This window comes from Maribacter polysiphoniae, assembly GCF_003148665.1.
Lineage (GTDB): Bacteria > Bacteroidota > Bacteroidia > Flavobacteriales > Flavobacteriaceae > Maribacter_A > Maribacter_A polysiphoniae.
Map to the genome: position 1 here is coordinate 135,862 of NZ_QGGQ01000007.1, position 24,340 is coordinate 160,201.

Here is a 24,340-nt window from a genome sequence, read left to right on the forward strand (position 1 = left end):
GTATAGCGGGGAATAATAAAATAAATACGGATTATGAAGTCGAATAGGAGAAATTTTATCAAAAAAACATCAATTGCAGGAATGGGGTTGGCGATGGCACCTGTATGGTCAAATTCCATAACGGACAATGGTCTAAATAATATTCCGGCATCCAAGCCCGGGGCTATTTATATGGGCGGTTTTTCCGCTCCGAAATTGGATACGGTGAAATGTGCGTTTATAGGGGTTGGTTCACGTGGTTCGGGACATGTGGAACAAATTTCGACTATTGAAGATACAGAGGTGGTGGCGATTAGTGACTTATATGAAGACTTGGCCGAAAAATCCGGGAAAGTATGTAAAGAGAACGGAGGAGGAACCCGCCATAAGGATATCACGCTATACACCAATGGGGAAAACGATTGGAAAAAAATGTTGAAAAAGGAGAAACCGGATGCGGTTTTCATTTGTACCCCTTGGGAATTACATGCACCCATGGCCATCGAAGCTATGAAAAGTGGGGCCCATGTTTTTGTGGAAGTGCCTCTTGCCCTAACCCTTGAGGAAATGTGGGAGATAGTCGATACTTCCGAGAAGACCCAGAAGCATTGTATGATGATGGAAAACTGTAATTATAATAGGGAAGAACTACTCTATTTAAATATGTGTAGACAGGGTGTCATTGGGGAGTTGTTGCATGGTGAAGCAGCCTATATCCATGAGTTAAGGGGACAAATGGATGACATAGAACGTGGTACAGGTTCGTGGCGTACCTACCAATATGCCAAACGTGATGGCAATCTGTATCCAACCCATGGTTTGGGACCCGTCGCTCAATATATGAATTTGGCAAGGGGAGAGGATAACTTTAAATTCATAAACTCCTTTTCTTCCCCGGCAAAAGGCCGAAATCTATATGCCGCTAAGAATTATCCGCCTGATCATAAATGGAATAAGTTGGATTTTAAGGGAGGGGATATAAATACCTCAATCGTTAAAACATATTTGGGTAGAACCATTATGGTGCAATGGGATGAAACGAGTCCTAGACCTTATACCAGACATAATCTGATTCAAGGAACTAAGGGAACCTTGACAGGATTCCCAACCAGGATTGCCTTGGAAGGTGGTGTTGAAGGAGGACCCGATAGCCATCATGAATACGCAGAAGGGGAACAACTACAAAGGATTTTTGAAAAATATGAACATCCGTTATACCTACGCTTAGGCGAATTGGCCAATAAAATGGGAGGTCATGGTGGAATGGACTTTATAATGAGATACCGAATTATTGAGTGTTTAAGAAAAGGCGAGCCCTTAGATCAAAACGTATATGAAGGTTGCTATTGGAGTGCGGTTGGAGCCTTAAGTCAAGTTTCTGTGGCCCAAAACGGTGCTCCACAAGAATTTCCTGATTTTACAAGAGGAAACTGGAAAACAACCAAGCCTTTGGAAATCATAAGCTAATAGAGTATTAATCCGGTTTGATTACCTGAAGGACTCCTTCTGATCAAATATTATGGATAGTTGAATGGGGTGGCAATAAGCTGAAAAATGAATGATAAAACGTAAAAGTATGGGTGATAAAAAATTGAACATAAGGAAATTTTCAAGAGCAAAGAACCTTCCCTACCTGTTTCTTGTATTTCTATTTTGTTTTTCATTACAAGGACAAACAAATAAAACAACGGATGCCGCTGAATTTGATGTTGTTATATACGGTGGGACTTCCGCTGGGGTTGCTGCAGCCCTGCAAAGCAGTAGATTGGGCAAGTCCGTTGTACTCATAGAGCCCACTAACCGAATCGGGGGACTGACCACTGGAGGCTTGGGTCAGACCGATATAGGGAACAAGCAGGCCATTGGTGGTATTTCCAGGGAATTCTATGAAAACATCAAAAAATACTATGATGACCCAAAGAATTGGAAATGGGAGAAGAAGTCCGATTATATGGATAGTGGACAAACCCAAACAAAGGAAGGGGAAGCCTCTATGTGGACATTTGAGCCTTCCGCGGCCCTTTCGGTGTATAAGGCCTTGATGGATAAGGAGAAGATTGAAATGGTCTATAACGAAAGATTGAACAGGGATTCCGGAGTTAAAAAGGTAAATGGCAGAATTGAGTCGATTACCATGGAAAGTGGTAAAACTTTTATAGGGAAGGTTTATCTGGACGCTACTTATGAGGGAGACCTAATGGCTTCAGCCGGAGTTTCATATGCCATTGGTCGTGAGGGTAACGACGAATATGGGGAAACCTTGAATGGGGTACAGGCCAATAGTATAAACAGGACTTTGACCGGAATGGTTTCAATAAATGCATATAACCATAATCTTATTCCTGGGGTTGACCCCTACGTGGAAAAGGGAAATCCGACGAGTGGTTTTTTACCGAATGTAAATGGAAAACCGGGACTAGAAGGGGAAGGGGATAAAAAAATACAGGCCTATTGTTTTAGAATGTGCCTTACAGATCACCCAGAAAATCGTATTCCATTTAAGAAACCTGCTAATTATGATGAACTGGATTATGAACTTTTATTTAGAAATTATGAAGCCCGCAAAGGGTCGGTACGTGACATGTATAATTATGGTGGTTATATACTACCAATAATATATTCCAGTATGCCTAATCGCAAAACGGATTCAAATAATAAATATGGCTTTTCTACAGATTATATTGGCAAGAATTACGACTATCCTGAGGCTACATATGCCGAACGTGAAAAGATCATTGAGGACCACAGGAATTACCAAATGGGTTTGATGTGGACCCTAGCCAATCATCCAAGGATACCTAAGGAGGTTCGCGAGGAAGCTTCAAAATGGGGAACTTCCAAAGATGAATTTGAAAGACAGGACGGTTGGCAGCAACAACTCTATATTCGGGAAGCCAGAAGAATGGTCAGTACTTATGTAATGACCCAGAAAAATTGTGAGGCATTGGTAGTGGCCGAGGATCCTATTGGTTTGGCCGCTTATGGTATGGATTCACATAATGTACAGCGTTATGTGGACGCCAATGGATATGTACAGAACGAGGGCAATGTGGAGGCCCATGGCTTTAAACCCTACCCCATAAGCTATAGGTCTTTGGTTCCTAAAAAAGAGGAATGTACCAATCTTATTGTCCCTGTCTGTGTTAGTGCCACGCACATTGCCTTTGGGTCTATACGCATGGAACCGGTATTTATGGTCTTGGGGCAGTCAGCAGCTACGGCAGCGGCGCTTGCCATAGATGCCAATACGGATGTTCAAGAGGTACCTTACCCTGAATTAAGGGAGGCATTATTGAAAGATGGTCAAAGGTTACGTTAAATAAACATGTTATAGTACAACAATGACAATCACGAAATAAAGGGAAGCAAAAAAGAAAACCAATGATTGAAACCTTTCCTGGTTTTGGCAGGATGGATGAGTGTAACGGAACCTTCTGCAGTAGTCGATGGTTAGCGTTATTTTGAATGTGGAAGATGTAAAATGTTTGATTACGACCTATGTTGAATAGTAATAAGTTAAAAGAAACCCATTTATGATTGATGTAATGAATCTTACAAAAAGACTTATTGCCATGGATACCATAAATCCTCCTGGGAACGAGTATGCTGCCGCCAAATTTATTGGAAATTTACTGGAGGAAAACGGGTTTGATGTTGAATACGTTCCTTTTGAAAGTAATCGGATTCATGTTATTGCGGGCAAAGGGTATTCAGAAAATAACCCCCCAATTGTTTTTACCGGTCATTTTGATACGGTTCCCCTAGGTGTGGGGGAATGGTCAGTTGATCCCTTCGGGGGGGAGGTAAAGAACGGAAAAATCTACGGTCGGGGGTCCACTGATATGAAAGGGGGCGTTGCTGCTATGGTTGTAGCGGCCATAAACGCTTTTTCCCTGGGTTCCATAGACGGAGGGGTGCGGTTGGTACTTACAGCAGGGGAGGAATTGGGATGCCAAGGTGCCAAGGATTTAATAAAAACGTATCCAAGGCTGGGAGAAGCCTGTGGTATTGTGGTTGGTGAACCAACTGCCAATATTCCAGCAATTGGTCATAAAGGAGGACTCTATCTCAATCTGTCATTTTCTGGGGTCACCGCCCATTCCTCCATGCCACATTTAGGGGATAATGCCATCTATAAAGCAGCTCGTGCAATTTCAAAGGTTGAAAAATTTGATTTTGGAGTTGAAGAGGATCCCCTGCTCGGCTTCCCTACAGTGAATGTGGGAAAGGTTTCAGGGGGGCAAAACCTCAATTCGGTGCCCGATCATGCTGAATTTACCATTGACGCCCGCACAACAACGAAAGTGGACCACGATAAGTTATTGGCCAAACTTCAAAAGGAGTTGGGAGAGGAAGTGTCTATTGAAACCTTAACGAATCTGATTGCCGTTTCCACGGAAGAAAAAGACCCGTTTGTACAAAGGGTATATGACGCTTGTGGTATTCCAAAGAACGCTCCCGATTATCCAAGGGCATTGCCCTATCTCACGGACGGATCTGTGCTGCAAGGCGCTTATGGGGGTATTCCAACGGTTATTTTGGGTCCTGGACAACCAGAAATGGCACATCAAACGGATGAGTTTTGTTATGTGGACAAGCTGGAAAAGTCAGTGGAAATTTACACCAATATACTTTTAAAAAAGAAAGACTTTGTTCAATGAAAAACCTGATTGCCTTTTTCGGTTTAACATTTACGAGGTATGTCCTATCAATACTAGGACAAGAGTTTATATAAAATAAGTACTAATTATTTAAATCAATTATCATTCAACCTATGAAGAAGCCATATGTTCTACTACTGTTTTTTTTACTTTTAAATAGCTTTCACTCCAATGCACAGGTGATTTATGTCGACCAACAACTAAAGACTGATTGTACGGGTAATTATTCCATTTCGAACCGCGATTGCAGTGGTTTTGATGGCGATGCCTATAAAACATTGGAATCGGCAGCAAAAGTTGCCACTGCAGGAACCCAAGTATTGATTAGGGGAGGTGTATTCAACAAACAGTTTAGTCCCCAAAACTCAGGCGAGGAAAACAAGTACATTACATTTGAAAATTTCGGTGACGAAGTGGTTCAATTTACAGGAGATTCACTCGCCCCTGCCTTATGGATCGATCAGAAGGACTATATTATTATAAAAGGGTTGAAATTCCTTGATTGTCCACAATTCATGTCCATTAAATCTTCTTCACATATTACCGTTGAAAATTGTTATTTTGAAAATAGTACATTGTTTGAATCCTGTCAGTTGAAAACGATGGGGGACTATTTTGTTTTCAGGAATAATATAGTGAAAAACGGGACCGACCTTCTTTCTATTCAAGGAGGTAGCTTTCATTTGGTTGAAGGTAATACCTTTCATACGGCTTCCCATACCTGTCTGGTTTTTATGGGGGTCCATAACTCGGCCATTCGAAACAATATATTGATCAATCCTATCCAAAAGCTGTTGGAGATATTCGCAACCCGTGATAGGGAATGGTCCGATCCCTACCGAAAGAGTGAACACATCCTTATTGAAAACAACTTATTTGGACCGAATTCTCAAAGGGATGGGCTTTATAAAGGTAAAACAGCCCCAGCAAGCTGGGGTACACAATTTGCTGGTGTAAAGTGTATTATGCGAAATAATATATTTGCCGGATGTGACGGGGGCATGGATTTTTGTGGATATGGCAGAGTTGGAGGTGATGGCGACTCTCCAGAGGCCGTATTCAATTTTTCGAACCGAACGTATAATAATACGGTGTATTCCAACGGGGAAAGAGGCCGCTATGGTAGTGGTCCGGGAGTAGTAATGTCGCACAACCCCTATTCTGAGCAATATGACAATATCTTTATGAACAACATATTCTATGCCAATAGGATATTCAAGGATGCCCATACCCAAAGGGATGTACCAAGTGTTCAAATTGCTTATAGCTCATCTGCAAATCCTTCGGAAACCCGGTTCTACAACAATAATGTCACCCCACAGAGTGATAAGAATGAAGTTGTAGTTTGGATGAAGAAAAAAAATATGGGCTATACCCTGGATGCCTTTGAACAGGCTTATCCAGACTATAACAGGAACAATATTCAGGGAAATCCGCAATTCATAGCCAAGCAACCTAACGTAAAAAAACTTGAACGAAGTGAATATGGGTTAACAAAAGATAGTCCCTGTGTAGATGCGGGAGCATTTCTGACGTATGCAATTGGTGCAGATCAGAATAATGTTTTAAAAGTAGGGGATCCTTATTTCTTTTCAGATGGATTCAATATTGTTGAAGGGGATATGATCCGGGTCGGAACCGAGGAAGCTCAAGTACTAAGTATTGATTATGATACTGGGTATTTGATTCTCAATAAAAAGATACAATGGAAGGATAAAGCTCCCGTAAGTTTGATCTATAAAGGAAATGCACCGGATATAGGGGCCGTAGAAAGTTATTAACCCTCCTGGCATTGGGCAAACGTGCTTTTCTAATTTAAACAACTTCTAAAATAAACAATATGGAACGACGTAATTTTATCAGGAACTCTACACTTGGTTTAGGGGCAGGGATTGCATTAACTCCTTCATCAGTATTTTCAGCCTCCAATGTGAGCGGGGAACCGTTGGCTTCAAAGTTGCCAAGGGAAGTCTGGATCGCTACACTGACATTGACAAAGATTGACGCAGCCAATTATCAGGATATGGTTGAGGAGGTCTTGGGTCATATGGCGGATATTGTAAATTATAAACCCGATGTAATTTGTCTTCCTGAAATTTTCCCATTTTTCCATATTTCGGAAAAGATATCCATAGCGGAAGTTGCTGAGCAACCATTGGGAAAAATCACAAGTAGGTTTGCCGAGTTTGCCAGAAAGCATAAAACGTATATCATATGTCCGCTTTATACAGTTGAAAATGGCAGGTATTACAATGCTGCCGTGGTTATCGATAGGGAAGGGAAGGTATTGGGCGAATACCGGAAAACACATACCACCGAAGGAGAGATGGGAAAAGGGATTACCCCCGGTCCACTTGAACCCCCAGTATTTAAAACAGATTTTGGGATAATTGGAGTTCAAATATGTTTCGACCTGGAGTGGAATGATGGGTGGGAGCAATTGAAGGAAAAGGGTGCTGAGATTGTATTTTTCCCATCCGCATATTCAGGAGGAAAGGCTATTAATACCAGGGCTTGGCAGAACAAATATTGTGTGGTTTCAAGCACACTCAACGGTACGGCTAAAATATGTGATGTAACCGGGGAAGAAATCGCGAAAACCGGATTTTGGGATAAGTATTGGGCAATAGCCCCCTTGAATCTTGAGAAAGCGTTTCTGCATACTTGGCCTTATGTCAGGAAATTCAAGGACATTCATGCAAAATATGGAAGAAAGGTGAAAATCACCAACTTCAGCGAAGAAGAGTGGTCCATTATCGAAAGCCTTTCTCCCGAAGTGAAAATCGCCGACATTCTTGAGGAGTTCGATCTTAAAACACATAAAGACCATATTCAGAGCGCTACCGATATGCAAAGGAAATTAAGAAAGGGATAACAATCATAAAAAGCCTAATAAATAATGTTTTTAGACCAAATAGGTAAATCAAAAATGAATAACATTATTATGATACGAAATTTGAAAATCACACAATTCCTATTGCTTACATGGATGGTTTGTTCTTACTCATGTGGTAAAAAAGCACCTCGTTTTGAGGATTTTCCAAAGATTGATGCACACGTTCATATTGAAACAGCCGATCCAGCAGTAATTGAATTCGCTAAAAAGGAGAATTTTAAATTCATTACCCTATGCACCGGAGCCGATAACCAGGAATTTATTGATGGGCAATTGCACCCTGCCCAAGCCCAAAAAACACATTTTCCCAAGGATTTTGCCTATACCACTACTTTCTCAATGGAAGGATTTGACCAACCAGGTTGGTTGGAAGGGGTAATTAAAAGATTGGGGGAAGATTTTGATCAAGGCGCTATAGGGATAAAAGTATACAAGGACATAGGAATGACTTTTCGCGATAGTCTCGGTAATTTCATCATGATCGATGATCAGCGTTTCGACCCCATATTTGAGTATATCGAAAAGCAAGGTAAAATTGTTGTTGGGCATCTTGGTGAACCTAAGAATTGCTGGCTTCCCATCGATTCGATGACGGTGAAAGGAGATAGAGCATACTATTCAACTAACCCCCAATACCATATGTACAAACACCCTGAATATCCATCGTACGATGAACAAATTGCCGCTAGGGATAGGAGACTTGCGAAAAACCCGAACTTAAAATTTATTGGTGCCCATCTCGGAAGTTTGGAATGGAGTGTGGATGAGTTGGCTAAACGACTTGATAAATACCCCAATTTTGCGGTTGATATGGCAGCACGTGTTTGCCATTTGCAAATTCAGGATTCGAAAAAAGTACGCGATTTTATACTGAAATATCAGGATAGATTAATGTATGCGACCGATTTCACCATTACCAACGACGATAATTATCAGGATGTTATTACAGAAATTAAAGAAGAATGGCATTCAGATTGGGACTATTTCTCTACAGACAATGTAATGGGTAACTCACGTAATGATGACAAATTCAAAGGTTTGGCACTCGATGAAACAGTGCTTGGGAAGATTTATTATAAAAACGTATTCCATTGGTTTCCAGGAATATTTGAATAAAACACAATACTTATAAAGATGATTAAAAAAATTAAAAAGTTCTATTTATCGATTCCAAAGTCAAGAATCCTGACTCTTATTCCTATGGTGATTCTGTTTTTCGCCTTTTCTTGTAAACATTCAAGCAGTGTTGAAAAAGGGATAAAAAAAGAAAAAGAAAAATCAGGGTTAACCTATATCAAAACCACGATCGAGAACGGGTCAAGCCTGAACTGGGAATTGGCCAATGACAGTACCGTAAATATCCATTTGAACTACGACTATGAGCGGAACTCGTTGAACCGGGCCTATGATCATTGGCATTTTTTGCTTGAAGCGAAGAAGGGAACCGATTTAACCCTGGTCTTTCACAATTTCAGTGAAATCTATAATGGGGAGAAAATGCCTTTCAATACTTGGATAATGGATTGCATCACTTCTCCCGATGACAGGAAATGGGAACACGTACCTGTGGAATGGATAGAAGGTGAGCGAATGAAAGTCAAAATACACATGGAATCCGATTCCCTTTATATAGCAAGGGTAGACCCTTACCGGGTGAGCGATCTTCAAAATCTGGTTTCGAACATTGAGGAAAATGAGTTGGTGAAAATCACCCCTATCGGCAATACTGTAGAAGGAAGAAAGCTTCAGATCATCCAGGTCGGTGGGGATAAGGCACCACATCGGATTTTTATAAGGGCCAGGGTTCATGCCTGGGAACCAGGCGGCAACTGGGTCGTTGAAGGAATCATTAAGAAATTGCTTGACAATTCAAGGGAATCGAAAAAGTATTTAGAAAATTATACGGTCTACATATTACCTATGGCAAATATGGATGGTGTGGCCAGGGGGATTTCGCGGTTTAATCTGAACGGTATGGATCTGAACCGGAACCTGACAGCACCCGCCGATTCCATTTTGGCTCCCGAAAATGCCGCAATGGAAAAATGGTTGGAGGCAATGATAGAAAAAGGGATGAAACCTGATCTTGCCATCGATTTCCATAATGACTCCAACGGACCGCTTTTCTTTTCGACTGCAGGGAAAGAAAAGAAAGGGTATGTGGAAAACATGGATGTTTTGGAAGGTTTACTTCGTGAGCATACGTGGTTCAGTGAACATACTTCCTTTTTTGGGACAACATCATTTGAAGAAGGGTTAATGGCAAGGTATGATATAGATGCATTGGTATATGAATTGAATGCCCATTGGATCAAAGGCTTGAATAAAAAACCTTTATCGGATGATTGGATTCTCCTAGGTGGTGAATTATGTAATGTCTTTGATCTTTATTTTAAAGAAACAAAATAAGATCAGGCTTTATTATTTAACAATAGTTGATATAGGGTAGCCTGGATTTAGCCGGACAATCTTGTCAGCCTAAAATGATTAAAATGAGTTTTACGAGAAGAAAATTTATAAAAGTAACTTCAGCTACGGCGGCTGGGGTAGGGATTGTCCCAACATTGGCAGCACAACTTATTCCATCACCCATTGGTAACAATGTAAATGTAAATGTGTTTTCGAAATGCCTTCAATTCCTCAATTACGAAGAGTTAGGGGAAACATTGGCGAAATTGGGATTCAGTGGGGCTGACTTAACAGTGAGAAATAATGGGCATGTATTGCCCGAAAATGTAAAAAGGGATTTACCTAAGGCCGTAAAAGCTTTACAAAAGGCAGGTGTTGATGCCCCCATGATCGTTACGGGAATAAATGATGCGAACGATCGATTAACGGAAGATATTCTTGGAACGGCAGCTGATTCCGGTATCACTTACTATCGTATGGGGTACTATAAATTCGATGATAAGTTATCGGTTTTCCAGAACCTTGACAACTGTAAACGGAGGCTTGAAAAGCTCGAGAAATTAAACCGGAAATATAATATTAAGGTAGGGTATCAAAACCATTCAGGCCCCTGGGGTATGGTAGGTGGTGCTGTTTGGGACCTACATTATATCTTAAAGGATTTTGATCCGGAATATGTTGGAGTGCAATATGATATTGCACATTCAATGGTAGAAGGTGGCTACTCATGGGAAATTGCCTTGAAAATAATAGAACCTTGGATAAATAGTCTGGCCATAAAAGATTTTTTATGGAAGAAAGGGGAAAAAAGATGGGAGCCGGAATGGGTTCCATTAGGGGAAGGAATGGTTGATTTTAAAAAGTATGCCGATGATGCCCAGCGTCTATTGACAACCAAGCCTATTACCATACATTGTGAATATGATTTAGGGGGTGCGGAGTTTGGGCGAACCAACCCAACCATGTCACCAAAAGATATCTATAGAAAATTGACAGATGACCTTCATTATTTCAATAATAAGCTATTAAAAAGCTGATGGGAAGGATATTATCGAAGAAATGAAATAGCACGGAGGGAACCGTTACGTTCGCTTAAATGGGAACTATAATAAAAGGATATCCAAGGCATATTTGATATTTAAAATGGTGTTAACTGAATGATCAATAATTGCATAAACCTTGTTTTAGGGCTGGATGTAAATCCAGTTTTAAAGTATTAAATCTATGAAGAGATTAGTTTCTTTAATATTTATTGCACTCATTTTCTCTTGTTCGCCGAAGGAGGATTTTAGTCCACAAAAAACAGATCTTGGAAGTAAATGGGACACCCTACGCCCACTTGTTACTCCGGATAAAGGGTGGTATCATCACATGCTCGATAATGGAATTGAAAGATACCTTATCCAGGATGAAAAAGATCTAACCAGTTTTGTGGGAATGGATCATCTATATCTTCGCCTGGCATGGGCTTTTCTTGAGCCCGAGGAAGGAAAATACAACTGGTCGTATATTGATGGGATAGTGGAGAAATATGTGCCCATGGGGTATAAAATTTCATTCCGTATCACCTGTAAGGAAACAGGAGGGGCTCCCGGAAGTGTTCCTGCCGAAGTAGATGGTATAAGGTATGCGACACCATACTGGGTGAAACAAGCAGGGGCATCCGGTATTGATCGTCCTGAGTATGGATCAGCCTCCTGGACACCCGACTGGGACGATCCTGTATTTATTGAGAAACTTAATAATTTTCATGAGGCCTTTGCCCAAAAATATGATGGAAAACCCTGGGTCCGATACATCGATGTAGGAAGTATTGGTGAGTGGGGTGAAGGTCATACCTATTTTTCCACGCGGATTCCCGCTACCAACGAAGAGATTAAAACACACTTGAATTTATATTTGAAACATTACAAAAACGCTTTATTGGTTGTTTCAGACGATTTGCTCAGATCTGGCAAGTCGGAAGAGGAGATGGAAGAATTGCTGAATTTTGCCGAAGAAAAAGGTTTTACTTTTCGTGATGATAGTCCAATGGTGGATGTAGAGGATAACCTGGACACATGGACGGTAAGTCAACCCCATTTTTTCGAAGCGGTTTATAAAACCCGACCAACTATTTTTGAGTTGCAACATTATGCCCAGGTAAAAAAGGATGGACACTGGATGGGTCAAAATGGTTCAACAATTATTCCAGGAGTACAGGTAAGTGGTGCTGAGATATTCAGAAATGCAATGGAATTAATACACCCTACCTACATTGGGTTTCATGGTTATTTGGGTGAATGGTTGGCTGATAATCCGGAATTGACAGTGGAATTACTCAATCGTAGTGGGTATTGGTATTTCCCCCAATCGATGCATACCACAGATTATGTCGATGGTGAATTATCATTTGAAATCACTTGGTTGAACAAAGGTGTTGCTCCTGCATATTCCGGATATCAACTAAAGGGAAAATTAATTCCTGAGGATAATTCAGATGAAACGATCGAATTTGTAATTCAGGATTCAGGAAATAAAGACTGGATGCCGAATCAGCGAACAACCGAAAAATATAAGGTTACCCTACCCAAAGAACCTAAGGGAAATTACCAGGTAGCCATTCAGCTTTTTGATGAAGATTCAGGGAATCCGGTTGAAATTGGATTAACAACCAATATAAAACACAACGATTGTTTTGTGATTCAAAATCTTTCTTTTTGAACCATGCATACAATTGTAAAGAACAAATAACGAAAAGGACGACAAGGTTAAAACTGAAAATAGTATTAAATGACAAAATTTAAAAATCACGCATTTGCATTTTGTGCCGTCTTATTGTTTGTTGCCGAATTGTCCGCGCAACAATTAATTAGGACCCGGCCAATAGAGGTTGATGATGTTTTGACCAATCCTGGCAAGGGATTTATGACCTTTCAACGTTTTAATGGCGACAGTCTAAATGCAGGTAATGGTTGGACCGAAGGACTTCCCATAGAGTATCAGGAATTTGATGGGGATTTAACCAATGAAGGCTACCCCGACACTACAATTGCCTATTTCCGTATTTATTGGAAGTATCTCGAAAGTGCAGATGGTACGTATAATTGGGATTTGCTTGACCGGGCGTTGTATACCGCAAAGAGCAGAGGACAGACCTTAATGATAAGAGTTGCCCCATACGGTAACGATGGCGAACAGGACGTTCCCAAATGGTACCGGAAAATGGTAGACCCCAACCAGGAGTGGAAAAGTCCGGTTCCGAAATGGGCTGTAGACCCTGAAGACCCAAGGTATGCCCAATATTTTGGAAGAATGGTACGGGCGCTGGGGGCAAGGTATGATGGTCATCCCGATGTTGAGGGAATCGATCTCGCTATTGTAGGTGCGTGGGGAGAAGGAGAAGGTTCCCATTTACTTTCAAAAAGTACGATGCAACTGTTGGTGGAAGCTTATACCGAATCGTTTAGAAAAACACCCTTAATAGCCTTGTTAATGGATGAAAAAACGAATAAATATGCCAATTCCCTTGCGGATATTGGCTGGAGGGTCGATTGTATTGGTGATCTCGATTTTTGGGCAGCAGAAGAAAATGGCTTTGCACATATGTACGACCTGTATCCACAGCGGATACACAATTGTGGGGTTAGGGAGGCATGGAAAAGTGCACCATTAAGCTTCGAAATATGTGGAACATTCCTTAGGTGGAAAGAGAATCAGGGGTATGACCGGGAAGACGTTGCGTATATCTTGAATGAATCCTTAAAATGGCATATCTCCTCGTTTAATGCGAAATCATCGCCAGTACCGGCAGAATGGAAAGATCTGGTAGATGAGTGGCTTAAGAAGATGGGATACCGGTTTGTATTACGTACTATTTCTTATCCCGAATATACTACTCCCGGGGAATTGGTCCCATATAAATCATGGTGGGAAAATAAAGGTGTGGCTCCCATCTATAAAGATTTTAATCTGGCCATTAGGCTTACCAACGAAAAACGAACGGAAGTCTTTATTACGGATGCCGATATTAAATCATGGTTACCCGGTGATATCATTTATGACAATGCCTTTGCAATTCCTTGGGATATGCCAAACGGAACGTATCAAATGCAGGTGGGTATAGTAGATCCGCAATCCCATGAGCCTAAAGTTAATTTGGCCATTGAGGGAAGGGATAATGAAGGTTGGTATTCGTTTGGGGAAATCAAAGTCAAAAAATCCAAATATGGTGGTAAGAAATAAATAGTTTCAATCCTTTTAAAATTGCTTAAAAATCTAATCGTATAATATATTCAAATCTATTAATTCCATGAAGAAATCGAGATTCACATTCAATGTATTCCTATTAATCTTATTTGTAATGATCTATCCCCCTTTGAGGTCCCAAGAGCTTAATGGAAAAAAAGGGGGGGCAATCTCGGGTTTAGCGCCAACACCTCCTCTTGGATACAACAGTTTTGATAGTTATCTGGTTTTCCTGAACGAAGAGAAGGCAAACGCCATGATTGATATAATGGCAGAAAAGTACAAGCCTTTTGGGTATGAATATTTTGTAATTGATGCCGGATGGTATAATAATGTAGAACTTTATAAGGGAACAAATTACCCTAAGAAAAAATTAGGTCTTGCCATTGATGCTTATGGCTTACCCGAACCTTCCAAGGTGTATTTCCCAAGTGGTATAAAAGCAGTGGCTGACCATGCCCATGAAAAGGGCTTAAAGTTCGGCGTTTGGATTATCCGGGGAATCCCAAAATCGGCTGTTGAACAAAATCTTCCGATAAAGGGTACACCATACAGGGCAAGGGACATTGCAGATACCACAAGTATATGTGTGTGGTCCGATAAGAACTATGGGGTTGATATGGGCAAACCCGGAGCGCAGGAGTATTACAACTCATTGATAGATAAATTGGCATCGTGGGGCGTTGACTATATCAAGGTCGACGATATGGTTCCAAATCCTAAAGAAATTGTGGCTATCGCAAAAGCCATAGAAAATGGTGGACATAGGATGATGTACAGTCTTTCTCCTGGAGGTGTAAATACAAGGGTTGATTTACCTTACTATAAAAAAGCAAACATGTTGCGTATTACATCGGATATATGGGACAATCAATTGAGTATTGATAAAGGGTTCACTGCCTGGGAAAAATTCTCCGGCTTGGAAGGGAATGATTTTTGGCCCGATCTGGATATGATTCCATTCGGAAGGTTATGTATGGAAATCCCTGATTTTGTAGAGGACGTGCCTGAAGAAGGAAGAAATAGACAGAGCCTTTTCACACAGGATCAAATGAAAACATTCCTAACACAAAGGGCACTCGCGGCATCACCTTTATTCATTGGCGGCGACTTGCTTACGATGGATGATTTTTCGTATTCCTTGCTTACAAATAAAGAAATGTTGGCTTGTAACCAAAATGGCGTAATGGGGGTAAATGTTTATCGAGCGGGTAATCTTGAAGTGTGGTTAACATCTGATAAGGATGAGCCGGGAAAAGGTTGGATCGGAATTTTCAATAGAACCACCACAGACCGGAATGTTAAATTATCCAAGTATGATCTTGGATTTACTGAAATCGTGGATAGTTACAACGTGGTTGAGAATAAGAATGCATTTAAAATGAAAGACATCTGGGGTGATTCTGAATTTATAATTGATGGTTATCATCAGTTCTTAGTTCCAGCTAACGGTGTGGTTTTTTTGGAGTTCACGGAAATAACCGCTAATAGATAGCAATTAGTTGTTTCTTTTACGCAAGGGTAAAATGTAGTTTAAAAAATGGGATAAAAAGGATGGGTGTTGTCAATAAAACCAGACCTACCTGAAATAGGGCTTTCAATATCCCGAAAATATAATTTTCAGAAACGAATAAAAGTTAAAAAATGGAAGAAAAAAAATCAAATGGAATGTCCCGTCGGGATACCATTAAAGCGTTGGCAACCTTACCGGTACTCGGATATTTCGGATATGCTTATAATGCCAATCTTCTAAAGATTGAAGAAGCCAAGGCTCAAAATTACCTTGAAAGGTTAAAAATCGATAAGATTGAGGTCTCCGAAGAAAAATTGTCGCCTCCAACCGGAAATAGCGGTAATCGCATAAGGTTTGGTGTGGTAGGAAATGGTTGGCGCGGAGAGCAGTTACTAAAATCCCTTGGCTATGTTCATCCGGATTATGTTGAAGATAGCAGTGAGAACGGGATACCCGATAAGGGGATGCAGAAATTCTTGGATCAGGAAGACCTGAATGTTGAGTTTGCCGCTGTGTGCGATACTTTCGAGGTTCATACCAGACGTGGGGTGGAAATATCGGCAAATGATTTGAGACCCTTTGGTAAAAAACGTGATCCGAAACCGGCGAAGGTGTTTTCAAGTTATAAGGAAATGATTGCATCTGATGATATTGATGCGATCATAATTGCAACGGCCGATCACACACATGCACAGATAGCGATTGAAGCAGCAAAGGCAGGGAAACATATTTATCTGGAAAAGCCTATGACGCATAGCATTGAGGAAGCTGTTGAACTACGGAAAGTTATAAAGGATACGGGTGTGGTTTTTCAATTAGGACATCAAAACCGCCAGCAAATGAGCTTTAAAATCGCCAATGAGTTATATGAGAAGGGTGTTTTTGGTGATGTAAGTATGGTTCAGGTATATACCAACAGGAATACCGTTTTCGGGGCATGGATACGTGATGATGCCTTTGACCACAAGTTGGGGAACAAAGACAATATCAACTGGGAAGAATTCCTAGGGAATGTACCTTTATGTGAGTTTGATCGTAAAAAATATTTTAGCTGGCAGCGTTATAGCGAATTCGGTACAAGTATTACTGGGAATGATTTGTCACATCAATTCGAGTGTATGAACCAAGTATTGAAACTTGGAATTCCTGAAACCGTGGTTGCACTAGGAGGTCAATATTACTACAAGCATCATGGCGATATGCCCGATGTATTCAATGCAGTTTTCAACTACCCGGAAAGGGGTCTGACAATGACCTACGATGGAAATTTAAAAAATGATGCTTATAGACCTTCCCGTATTTTAGGTTCTGCCGGTACGGTTGATGTCGACAGGGCAATTCTAATGTATAAGGACAATCATACTGATCGGTACAAGGATATTATCCTAGATCCTTCCGACCCATTCTATTATTATGCTCCGGATGATGATGTGGATGCGATTTCTTCTGCTACTTCACAAGTTTATATGAAAGGTGGCTATGGACCAACAACCATTGATGGTAAAACCGTTGAGGCAACATTGTTGCACTTGAAAGAATGGGTTGATGCAATTCGTGGACAAGGTAAACCGAGTTGTGATGTTGATGCAGGTTTTGAGGAGGCAGTGACATTCAATCTGGCAAATTTGGCTTATGAACACAAGAAGGTGGTTACCTGGGATAAGGTAAATGAAAAAGCAATAATCGGTTAGTTATTTAAAAAATCAAGATAGAAATGAGAAAGCATAATCAGTATAGCGAATATTCAAATTGGCAGGTATCTGCACTAGTAATCCTTAGGGTGCTTATTGGGTGGCATTTTCTTTATGAGGGAGTCGTAAAAGTTTTAAACCCACATTGGTCGGCAGCAGGTTTTTTGAATGCCTCACAAGGGCCTTTTGCCAATCTGTTTAAAGGCATGGCATCAAATTCTGGGGTCCTAGAGGTAATTAATTTCTGTAACCAATGGGGACTTGTTCTGATCGGGCTAAGCCTAATCGTAGGATTATTGAGTCGATGGGCCAGTATTGGTGGAATGGTATTATTGTTCTTGTATTATGTTAGTAATCCCCCATTTATAGGGATAGAAGCAAGTGCAGTGGCGGAAGGAAGTTACCTCATTGTAAATAAGAACTTGATCGAGCTGTTTTCCCTTTTAGTATTATACCTGTTTCCAACCGGTAGTATTATAGGATTGAATAGATTGTTTGCTTCTAGGAAATAATACAATCATATCAACCGTCAACGAATAGGAAGTTACCGTGTTTGTTTTATGAATTTAGCCATATAGATTGATTTTTTGAATAAAGTATGGTAACCAATAGAATTGATGTTTTATAAAAACGGAAATATGCAGAACGGAATTAAGAAAACACTATTTATAGTAACGTTTTCCTTGTTATCAGCGCAAGTGTTCGGGCATGGGGATTTAACAAAGCGCATAAATGAGAAAACGAGGGAGATATCCGAAAGTCCAAAGGACTTTCGGCTTTACTATGAACGGGGGTTGTTGTATCAACAGCATATTGAATACACAAAGGCCCATGAGGACTACCTTAAATCGAAGTCTTTAGGAAATACGGATAAGGCGCTACAGTATAGGATTGCCGAGGTCAATTATCTGGCGGGGGATTATAACGCTGCTCTAAAAAGTATAACCGCTTATTTGGAAGTGAATGGAAGTAGTGACGTTAAAGCGAAAAAGCTTGAGGCCCAAATATTGTTCGAATTAGGGGCATATAAAAAGTCCTTGTACGCTTACCGTTATGTCATCGATACGATGAAGGACCTTCGCCCTGAGGACATATTGGAATACTGCGACATCATACTTGCCGAGAACGATAAAAACCAGGAAGTGGCCTTGGAAGCGATCGAGTCCGGTCTAAAGCTACTCGGGCCGAACACCTTATCGCTACAGCTCAGGAAATTGGACTACCTGAAAAACTCCGGTCAGATTGAAAAAGCATTGGAACAATACAATTATTTCATTCTTGAATACGATAGGCGGGAGTTCTGGTATTATAAAAAGGCAATGTATCTAGCGGAAATGAAAAGACCAAAAGAAGCGATCATATCCTTGAAACTGGCCACGGCTACCATTGACCGATTGGACATGAAGTTTAAGAATATGAATGCAATATTAAAATTAAAGGAACAAATCAAAAGCTTGGAAGCTCAATTAAAATAATAGAAATCATGATTAAAAAAATCACACTTATTCTGATAATGTTGTTCACGGTGAACTCATTTTCCCAAACCGCCACGGTCGATACCCAAGTCGTCACTTCCGAAAAGAATTCCCCTTCCATAGTTGTTGAACGGGGTCCTTATCTACAGACCGGGACACCGACGAGCGTTATCGTAAAATGGAGAACCGATATTGCTACGGAATCCGTGGTCAATTATGGTCGGGTGTTGGGTGCTTTGACCAAGAAGGAAACCAACAGGGCCTTAACGACCGAACACGAAGTTGCTTTATCCGGTTTGACCCCGAACACGAAATATTATTTCAACATAGGGAACCTAACGGAGGTTCTATCGGAGAGTGTTTCTGGTGATATGTACGTAATAACGGCACCCAACCCCGGAACGGACCAATTTGTCCGCGCATGGATCATAGGGGATCCCGGCACGGCAAATGCGTTCCAAAGGCAGGTACGGGATGCGTATTACAATTATGTGGACACTACGGCAACGAACACCGGTAAAACGGATATGATGTTGTTTTTAGGGGATAATGCCTATAGTACGGGTACCGATGAAGAATACCAAAGTGCCTTTTTTGATATTTATGACGAGATGTTCAAAAAATCCGTAGCATGGTCCTGCTTGGGGAACCATGATGCCTATTCTGCCGATTCGGCCACACAGTCCGGTCCGTATTATGATATATTCACCTTCCCAAAGGAAGCGGAAGCAGGAGGAACGCCATCAGGGACAGAGGCCTATTTTTCCTTTGATTATGCCAATATCCATGTGATCAGTCTAGATTCCCATCATACAAGTCGGGCCATAGGAGATCCGATGTACAATTGGGCGTTAAGCGATATCCAAAACACCAAGCAGGATTGGATCGTGGTTTTGTTCCACCACCCTGCCTACTCCAAAGGGTCACATGATTCTGATATCGAAGATCGATTGATTGAAATGCGGGAAAATTTCATGCCCATGTTGGAGGCCAACGGGGTTGATCTGGTTTTGAACGGTCATAGTCACTCCTACGAACGCTCATATTTTATAAATGGGCACCATGGTTTGGCCAATACATTTAGCCTTGAAGAAATCACCAAGGGAGGAAATACTGTTGGTGCAAATGGAAAAGGAGATGGAAAAGAGGATGGCGATGGTGCATACCAAAAAGCCGATACGGACCCAGAAGGTGCCGTGTATATAACCACCGGATCCGCCGGTCACGTATCGGGCGGGGAATTGAACCACCAGGCCATGTACATCTCCCTCAACAAGTTGGGGTCCTGTGTCATGGAAATAGAGGATGATGGTAAAGGCGGACAAAACATGGTCATAAAGTTCATAAGGGAAACCGGGGAGATCGATGATTATTTTACCATTAATAAAACAGGGGTAACGTCCATAGCAAATACAAATGAACCAAAATCGGAAAGCGGGAAGGTCCATTATGTTGCGGGCAGTGATCTGCTTACCATTACGGTGGATCGTAATGAGCGCCTAAAGAAAGTCAAGATCTATAACAACATTGGAAAATTGGTAAAAAAGAGCCGAAAAAAAACCATCAATGTGGGCAAGATGCCAAAAGGTATGTATGCTATTGAGATCACCACAAAAAACGGGACGTATATCGAATCCGTTACGATAGAATGAATTTACCCATTGATTGTCAATTGGTTTTTTTGGCGTCAGAAAATGAATTTATGAATAGTACTAGAAACAACCCTAATATGTTTTTCCTTTTCTCTTCGTGTTGTGAAAAAGAATAGAATTATGTAGTCTACAAAATTCCAAAAAGGATAAAAACGTATAATTAAATTAAAAGTATTTCCGCATGAAGACCAATAGAAGAACTTTTATTAAAACCAGCGGTTTGAGCGCCGCTTTTCTTGGGGTGACCGGATTTCAAGGGATTAAGGACAAGAAGATCCGTCCGGAGGACTGGAGCGATTATTTTCCCAATCCCCCTAAGGTTTATAACCGGCTTGATCAAGGTATGTTCGAAACCATTGTGCCCGAGAATCGGTTTGGTGAAACTATCATGGTTACTTCCCCAAGCGATGAATATGTATCCAATCCCGGTATGGGGTATCAGGTATATGCATACGAGGAAAAAGGAACACCCGATGTTCCCGGACAGACGGAAGCTGAAGCTATTGAAAAACTGGTTAAGCTGCCTTTTAGTGATGTGGTTTACATGCGAACCGACTGGCGGGTTATTCAACAACGTCCAGGCCGTCTTGACCTGCCTGAAATGTGGGAATACGCTATAAAACTAGCAAAGGAAAATGGCAAACGTATCAGTTTTCGGATACAGTTGGGTAATCCTGGCCCTGTTTGCGCGGTACCACAGTTTGTACTCGATAAAAGTAATGGAGTGGTAAATATAAGCCATGCCCAGTTGTTACTACCCCATTACGAACATCCTGAGTTTAAAAAATATTTCAAGGAATTAAACCGTATGTTGGCTGATCTGTATGATGATGATCCCGCCGTGGAATGCATTGATTTTGCAGGTTACGGGGCCTGGGGTGAGTGGCACGCACAAGGAGCTTCTTCCTTTCCAGACTTACTGACTGCGAGTGAAACCCTTAGCTGGATGATAGAAGAACAATTGGATGCCTGGAATTATACCCCATTGGTAATGGCAGCCCATGGTGGTTCTTCCGTACGGTTAAAAGATGTTATGGCCACAGCGATGAAGGGTGGTTGTTGGTGGAGGAGGGATAACGTTGGTTTATATATTAAGCCAAGTGAAGTTTTCATGCTCAACAATCACCCAGCCTGGCAGGCCAATATTATAGAGGATGGCCGTTTTCGGGATTATAGGTTGGGCGATCCATCCAAGGTGGAGGATATACCCGGTCAGCATATCCGGGATCACCTCATGATGAAAGCCGCTGATTTAAAAGCCAATTACTGGGCTCTTTGGCAAAATGCCGATAATATTTTGAAATACCGCGAGAAATATAAACGGGGATTCGAGGTGCTCGACCGACAGCTTGGGTACCGTGTCAGGCCTTCATGGGTTTGGCTCGATACCAGTAGGGAGACCTATTCCATTTTATTGGGTATCAAAAATGATGGTTGCGCCAATCCCCCTGGCATATTAAGGATTTACCTTAGCGATAAAAAACTCAGTTTTAAGGTGGGGGGAGGCCTAGATCCCGGGATGCCTGGGGCTGGAGAAGTAAGGGTATGCCGCATTCAATTGCCTTATCACTTGAAATGGAAAGCGGGTGAAAACGAGCAAAAAGCGGCTCGGAATTTGGCAAAACTTGATTTACGACTTTCGGCCGAGCTCGAGTTTTACGGGAAGCATTATCCAGTGAAATGGGCCTGTGCAGAACCACTGAACAGCGATGGTTCGTTAAATATTCATCCAACGCTTGGGTTGGAATTAAGATAAATGGCATGTTTTGAAGGGTAACATAAATTGTTCGACAGGCTCTAGGTACAATTAACAGAATATACAGCTTCCATGAACATACATTTTGCAGCATGCCTTTGGACTCGATTTAAAATGAAATAGTAGTTAAATGGATACAATAAGAAAACTATTGCTTTTACCATTATTGATTGGTGCAAATGTATTCGCGCAACAAAAATCTGACGGGCTGGGTAATTCGAGACCCAATATTCTTTGGGTCACCATTGAAGACACTTCCCCCCAGTTTTTAGGGTGCTACGGGAATAAAGATGCAAGTACCCCGGTTATTGATAAATTGGCCGAGGAAGGCGTGCGTTTTACCAATGCCTTTTCAACCGGCACCGTTTGTTCGCCCAGTCGATCGTGTATTATTACCGGTGTAAAAACATATAAATTGGGAACGGGAAACCACCGTAGTAATTATCCGATTCCTGAATTCATTAAAGGATTTCCGTATTACCTTCAAAAGGAAGGTTATTACGTCACAAACAATGCAAAAACCGATTACAATGTTGGAAATGTAGAGCAGTTCACGAAAGAGGCTTGGAATGAATGTTCAGGAAAAGCGGATTGGGAAAACCGAAAACCAGGACAGCCATTTTTTGCGGTTTACAACTTTATGGATTCCCACCAATCACGGACCATGACAGAATCGTATAGTTGGTACCGGAAAAATGTATTGGATGAACTTCAGGAGGAGGAACGTATTGGGGACAATGATTTTGAAATGCCCCCTTTTTACAACAATAGTCCAGAAATGCGAAAGCAGTTTGCCCGCGTTTACAATTCGATTAAACTGACAGACAATAAAATTGGGGCTTTGCTCACTAGGTTGGAAAAAGATCATCTTAAAGACAATACTATCATTTTCTTTTATGCTGATCATGGTGAAGGCGTACCACGAGGTAAAACCAACGGAATAAATCTAGGGTACCGTGTCCCATTTGTAATCTGGTTTCCTGAAAAGTACAAGAATCTCTCGCCTTGGGGAACCAGTGGAATTGTATCCGATGAATTGATTGATTTTGAAGATCTGGCCCCAACCCTCATCAGCCTAGCAGGCGGAACTATTCCCCATCATTTAGAAGGAAGGATTTTGATGGGCAATAAACGGTCAAATACCACCGATCACTTGATTTTGTCTGAAGACCGGTCAGATAACGGAATCGACATGGTGCGGAGTGTGACGGACGGGAAATATATGTATTCGCGCAATTTCATGCCATTCATGCCTCAGGTTCGTTACATCCGATACATGGAAATTGGCGAGATAAAACAGCAAATGCGTATGGATTTGGCTGAAAAAAAACTCGATCCGTTACAGCAAAGTCTGTTTGAAGAGCGACCTGCTGAATTTCTTTACGACATTGAAAATGATATTTGGGAAACCAAGAATCTGGTCTCAGACCCCGCATATAAGACAGTCCTTGATAAAATGAGGGATCAGCTGAAAACAGAAATACTTCAGGCCCGTGATGTGTTGATGCTTCCTGAATATGAAATAGGATTGATTTCTAAGACAACCACTCCTTATGAATTCCGTTTGACTGACAAAAATTATCCCATCACCGAAATTTATGATGCAGCTTCCTTGTCTGGTTTCCGAGGAAAGGACATCGCAGCAAGGCAGGTCAAATTGCTTTCAAATAGCAATAAAATTGTAAGATACTGGGCCATTCTTGGTTTGCGGTCCCAAAATCATGAAATTTTAAAATCTTATTCCAAACAGATTCTTCAGGCCATGAGCGATTCTTATCCGCCAGTTGCAGTTACCGCAGCGGCAATAGCCTACCAGCAATTTGGTAATAAATCTGCAGTAGAAAAACTGAAAAAAATGTGTGCCAGTGATAATATGGACATGGCCCTGATGACCATAAATTATTTGCTTTATGTGGAAAATAAACAACCGTTTATTGAAACCATCGAAAACGTATACAATATGGAAGATAGAATATACAATGTGAAAGCTGCCTGTAGGGATTTTCAGGGTAGCTTGGGACTAGTTGAAAATAATATGAAGTATCAAGATTAATCGGAAAAGTCTTGATTTGATAAAGAAA

17 protein-coding genes are annotated in these 24,340 nt (G+C 41.1%); all 17 read left to right on the forward strand.

The features are described 5' to 3' along the window. Positions 1-33 precede the first annotated feature (33 nt). The 17 genes from LX92_RS14890 to LX92_RS14970 all read left to right on the forward strand — a co-directional run bounded on the left by LX92_RS14890 (position 34) and on the right by LX92_RS14970 (position 24,312). Positions 34-1,446, forward strand: a complete 1,413-nt coding sequence (locus tag LX92_RS14890; RefSeq protein WP_109652220.1) for a Gfo/Idh/MocA family protein — start codon at positions 34-36, stop codon at positions 1,444-1,446. A 109-nt stretch (positions 1,447-1,555) separates the two neighbouring features. Next, positions 1,556-3,298, forward strand: a complete 1,743-nt coding sequence (locus LX92_RS14895) for an FAD-dependent oxidoreductase (RefSeq protein ID WP_109652434.1) — start codon at positions 1,556-1,558, stop codon at positions 3,296-3,298. A gap of 214 nt (positions 3,299-3,512) precedes the next feature. Further along, the gene (locus tag LX92_RS14900; RefSeq protein WP_109652223.1) at positions 3,513-4,640 is read left to right on the forward strand and encodes a M20 family metallopeptidase; all 1,128 of its coding nucleotides are present in this window, start codon (positions 3,513-3,515) and stop codon (positions 4,638-4,640) included. Positions 4,641-4,753: 113 nt separating this feature from the next. After that, positions 4,754-6,421: a right-handed parallel beta-helix repeat-containing protein gene (locus LX92_RS14905; RefSeq protein ID WP_109652227.1), complete on the forward strand. Its 1,668-nt coding sequence runs from the start codon at positions 4,754-4,756 to the stop codon at positions 6,419-6,421. A gap of 59 nt (positions 6,422-6,480) precedes the next feature. After that, positions 6,481-7,515: a carbon-nitrogen hydrolase family protein gene (locus LX92_RS14910; RefSeq protein ID WP_109652230.1), complete on the forward strand. Its 1,035-nt coding sequence runs from the start codon at positions 6,481-6,483 to the stop codon at positions 7,513-7,515. A 69-nt stretch (positions 7,516-7,584) separates the two neighbouring features. Then, on the forward strand, positions 7,585-8,652 hold the full coding sequence (locus LX92_RS14915; protein WP_170117860.1) for an amidohydrolase family protein: 1,068 nt from the start codon (positions 7,585-7,587) through the stop codon (positions 8,650-8,652). An 18-nt stretch (positions 8,653-8,670) separates the two neighbouring features. Then, positions 8,671-9,945 carry a M14 family zinc carboxypeptidase gene (locus tag LX92_RS14920; protein WP_109652235.1) on the forward strand — a complete coding sequence of 425 codons (1,275 nt, stop codon included), beginning with the start codon at positions 8,671-8,673 and terminating at the stop codon, positions 9,943-9,945. An 83-nt stretch (positions 9,946-10,028) separates the two neighbouring features. Further along, positions 10,029-10,982 (forward strand): sugar phosphate isomerase/epimerase family protein, encoded by a 954-nt coding sequence (locus LX92_RS14925; RefSeq protein ID WP_170117861.1) that lies wholly within the window; start codon positions 10,029-10,031, stop codon positions 10,980-10,982. A 187-nt stretch (positions 10,983-11,169) separates the two neighbouring features. Then, on the forward strand, positions 11,170-12,648 hold the full coding sequence (locus LX92_RS14930; RefSeq protein ID WP_109652241.1) for a DUF4832 domain-containing protein: 1,479 nt from the start codon (positions 11,170-11,172) through the stop codon (positions 12,646-12,648). 69 nt (positions 12,649-12,717) lie between these two features. After that, complete coding sequence (locus LX92_RS14935) at positions 12,718-14,169, forward strand: DUF4832 domain-containing protein (protein ID WP_109652244.1); 1,452 nt, start codon at positions 12,718-12,720, stop codon at positions 14,167-14,169. Positions 14,170-14,236: 67 nt separating this feature from the next. Next, a complete protein-coding gene (locus LX92_RS14940; RefSeq protein ID WP_109652247.1) occupies positions 14,237-15,667 on the forward strand; it encodes a glycoside hydrolase family 27 protein in 1,431 nt (476 codons plus the stop codon). Between the two features lie 149 nt (positions 15,668-15,816). Beyond that, positions 15,817-17,376 carry a Gfo/Idh/MocA family protein gene (locus tag LX92_RS14945; RefSeq protein WP_109652250.1) on the forward strand — a complete coding sequence of 520 codons (1,560 nt, stop codon included), beginning with the start codon at positions 15,817-15,819 and terminating at the stop codon, positions 17,374-17,376. Positions 17,377-17,399: 23 nt separating this feature from the next. Further along, a complete protein-coding gene (locus LX92_RS14950; RefSeq protein ID WP_109652254.1) occupies positions 17,400-17,888 on the forward strand; it encodes a DoxX family protein in 489 nt (162 codons plus the stop codon). Between the two features lie 126 nt (positions 17,889-18,014). After that, entirely contained in the window at positions 18,015-18,851 is an 837-nt protein-coding gene (locus LX92_RS14955; RefSeq protein ID WP_170117862.1) for a tetratricopeptide repeat protein, read from the forward strand. 8 nt (positions 18,852-18,859) lie between these two features. After that, on the forward strand, positions 18,860-20,503 hold the full coding sequence (locus tag LX92_RS14960) for a metallophosphoesterase (RefSeq protein WP_109652262.1): 1,644 nt from the start codon (positions 18,860-18,862) through the stop codon (positions 20,501-20,503). Positions 20,504-20,684: 181 nt separating this feature from the next. Then, complete coding sequence (locus LX92_RS14965) at positions 20,685-22,259, forward strand: hypothetical protein (RefSeq protein ID WP_109652265.1); 1,575 nt, start codon at positions 20,685-20,687, stop codon at positions 22,257-22,259. Positions 22,260-22,389: 130 nt separating this feature from the next. After that, a complete protein-coding gene (locus LX92_RS14970; RefSeq protein ID WP_109652268.1) occupies positions 22,390-24,312 on the forward strand; it encodes a sulfatase-like hydrolase/transferase in 1,923 nt (640 codons plus the stop codon). Positions 24,313-24,340 lie beyond the last annotated feature (28 nt).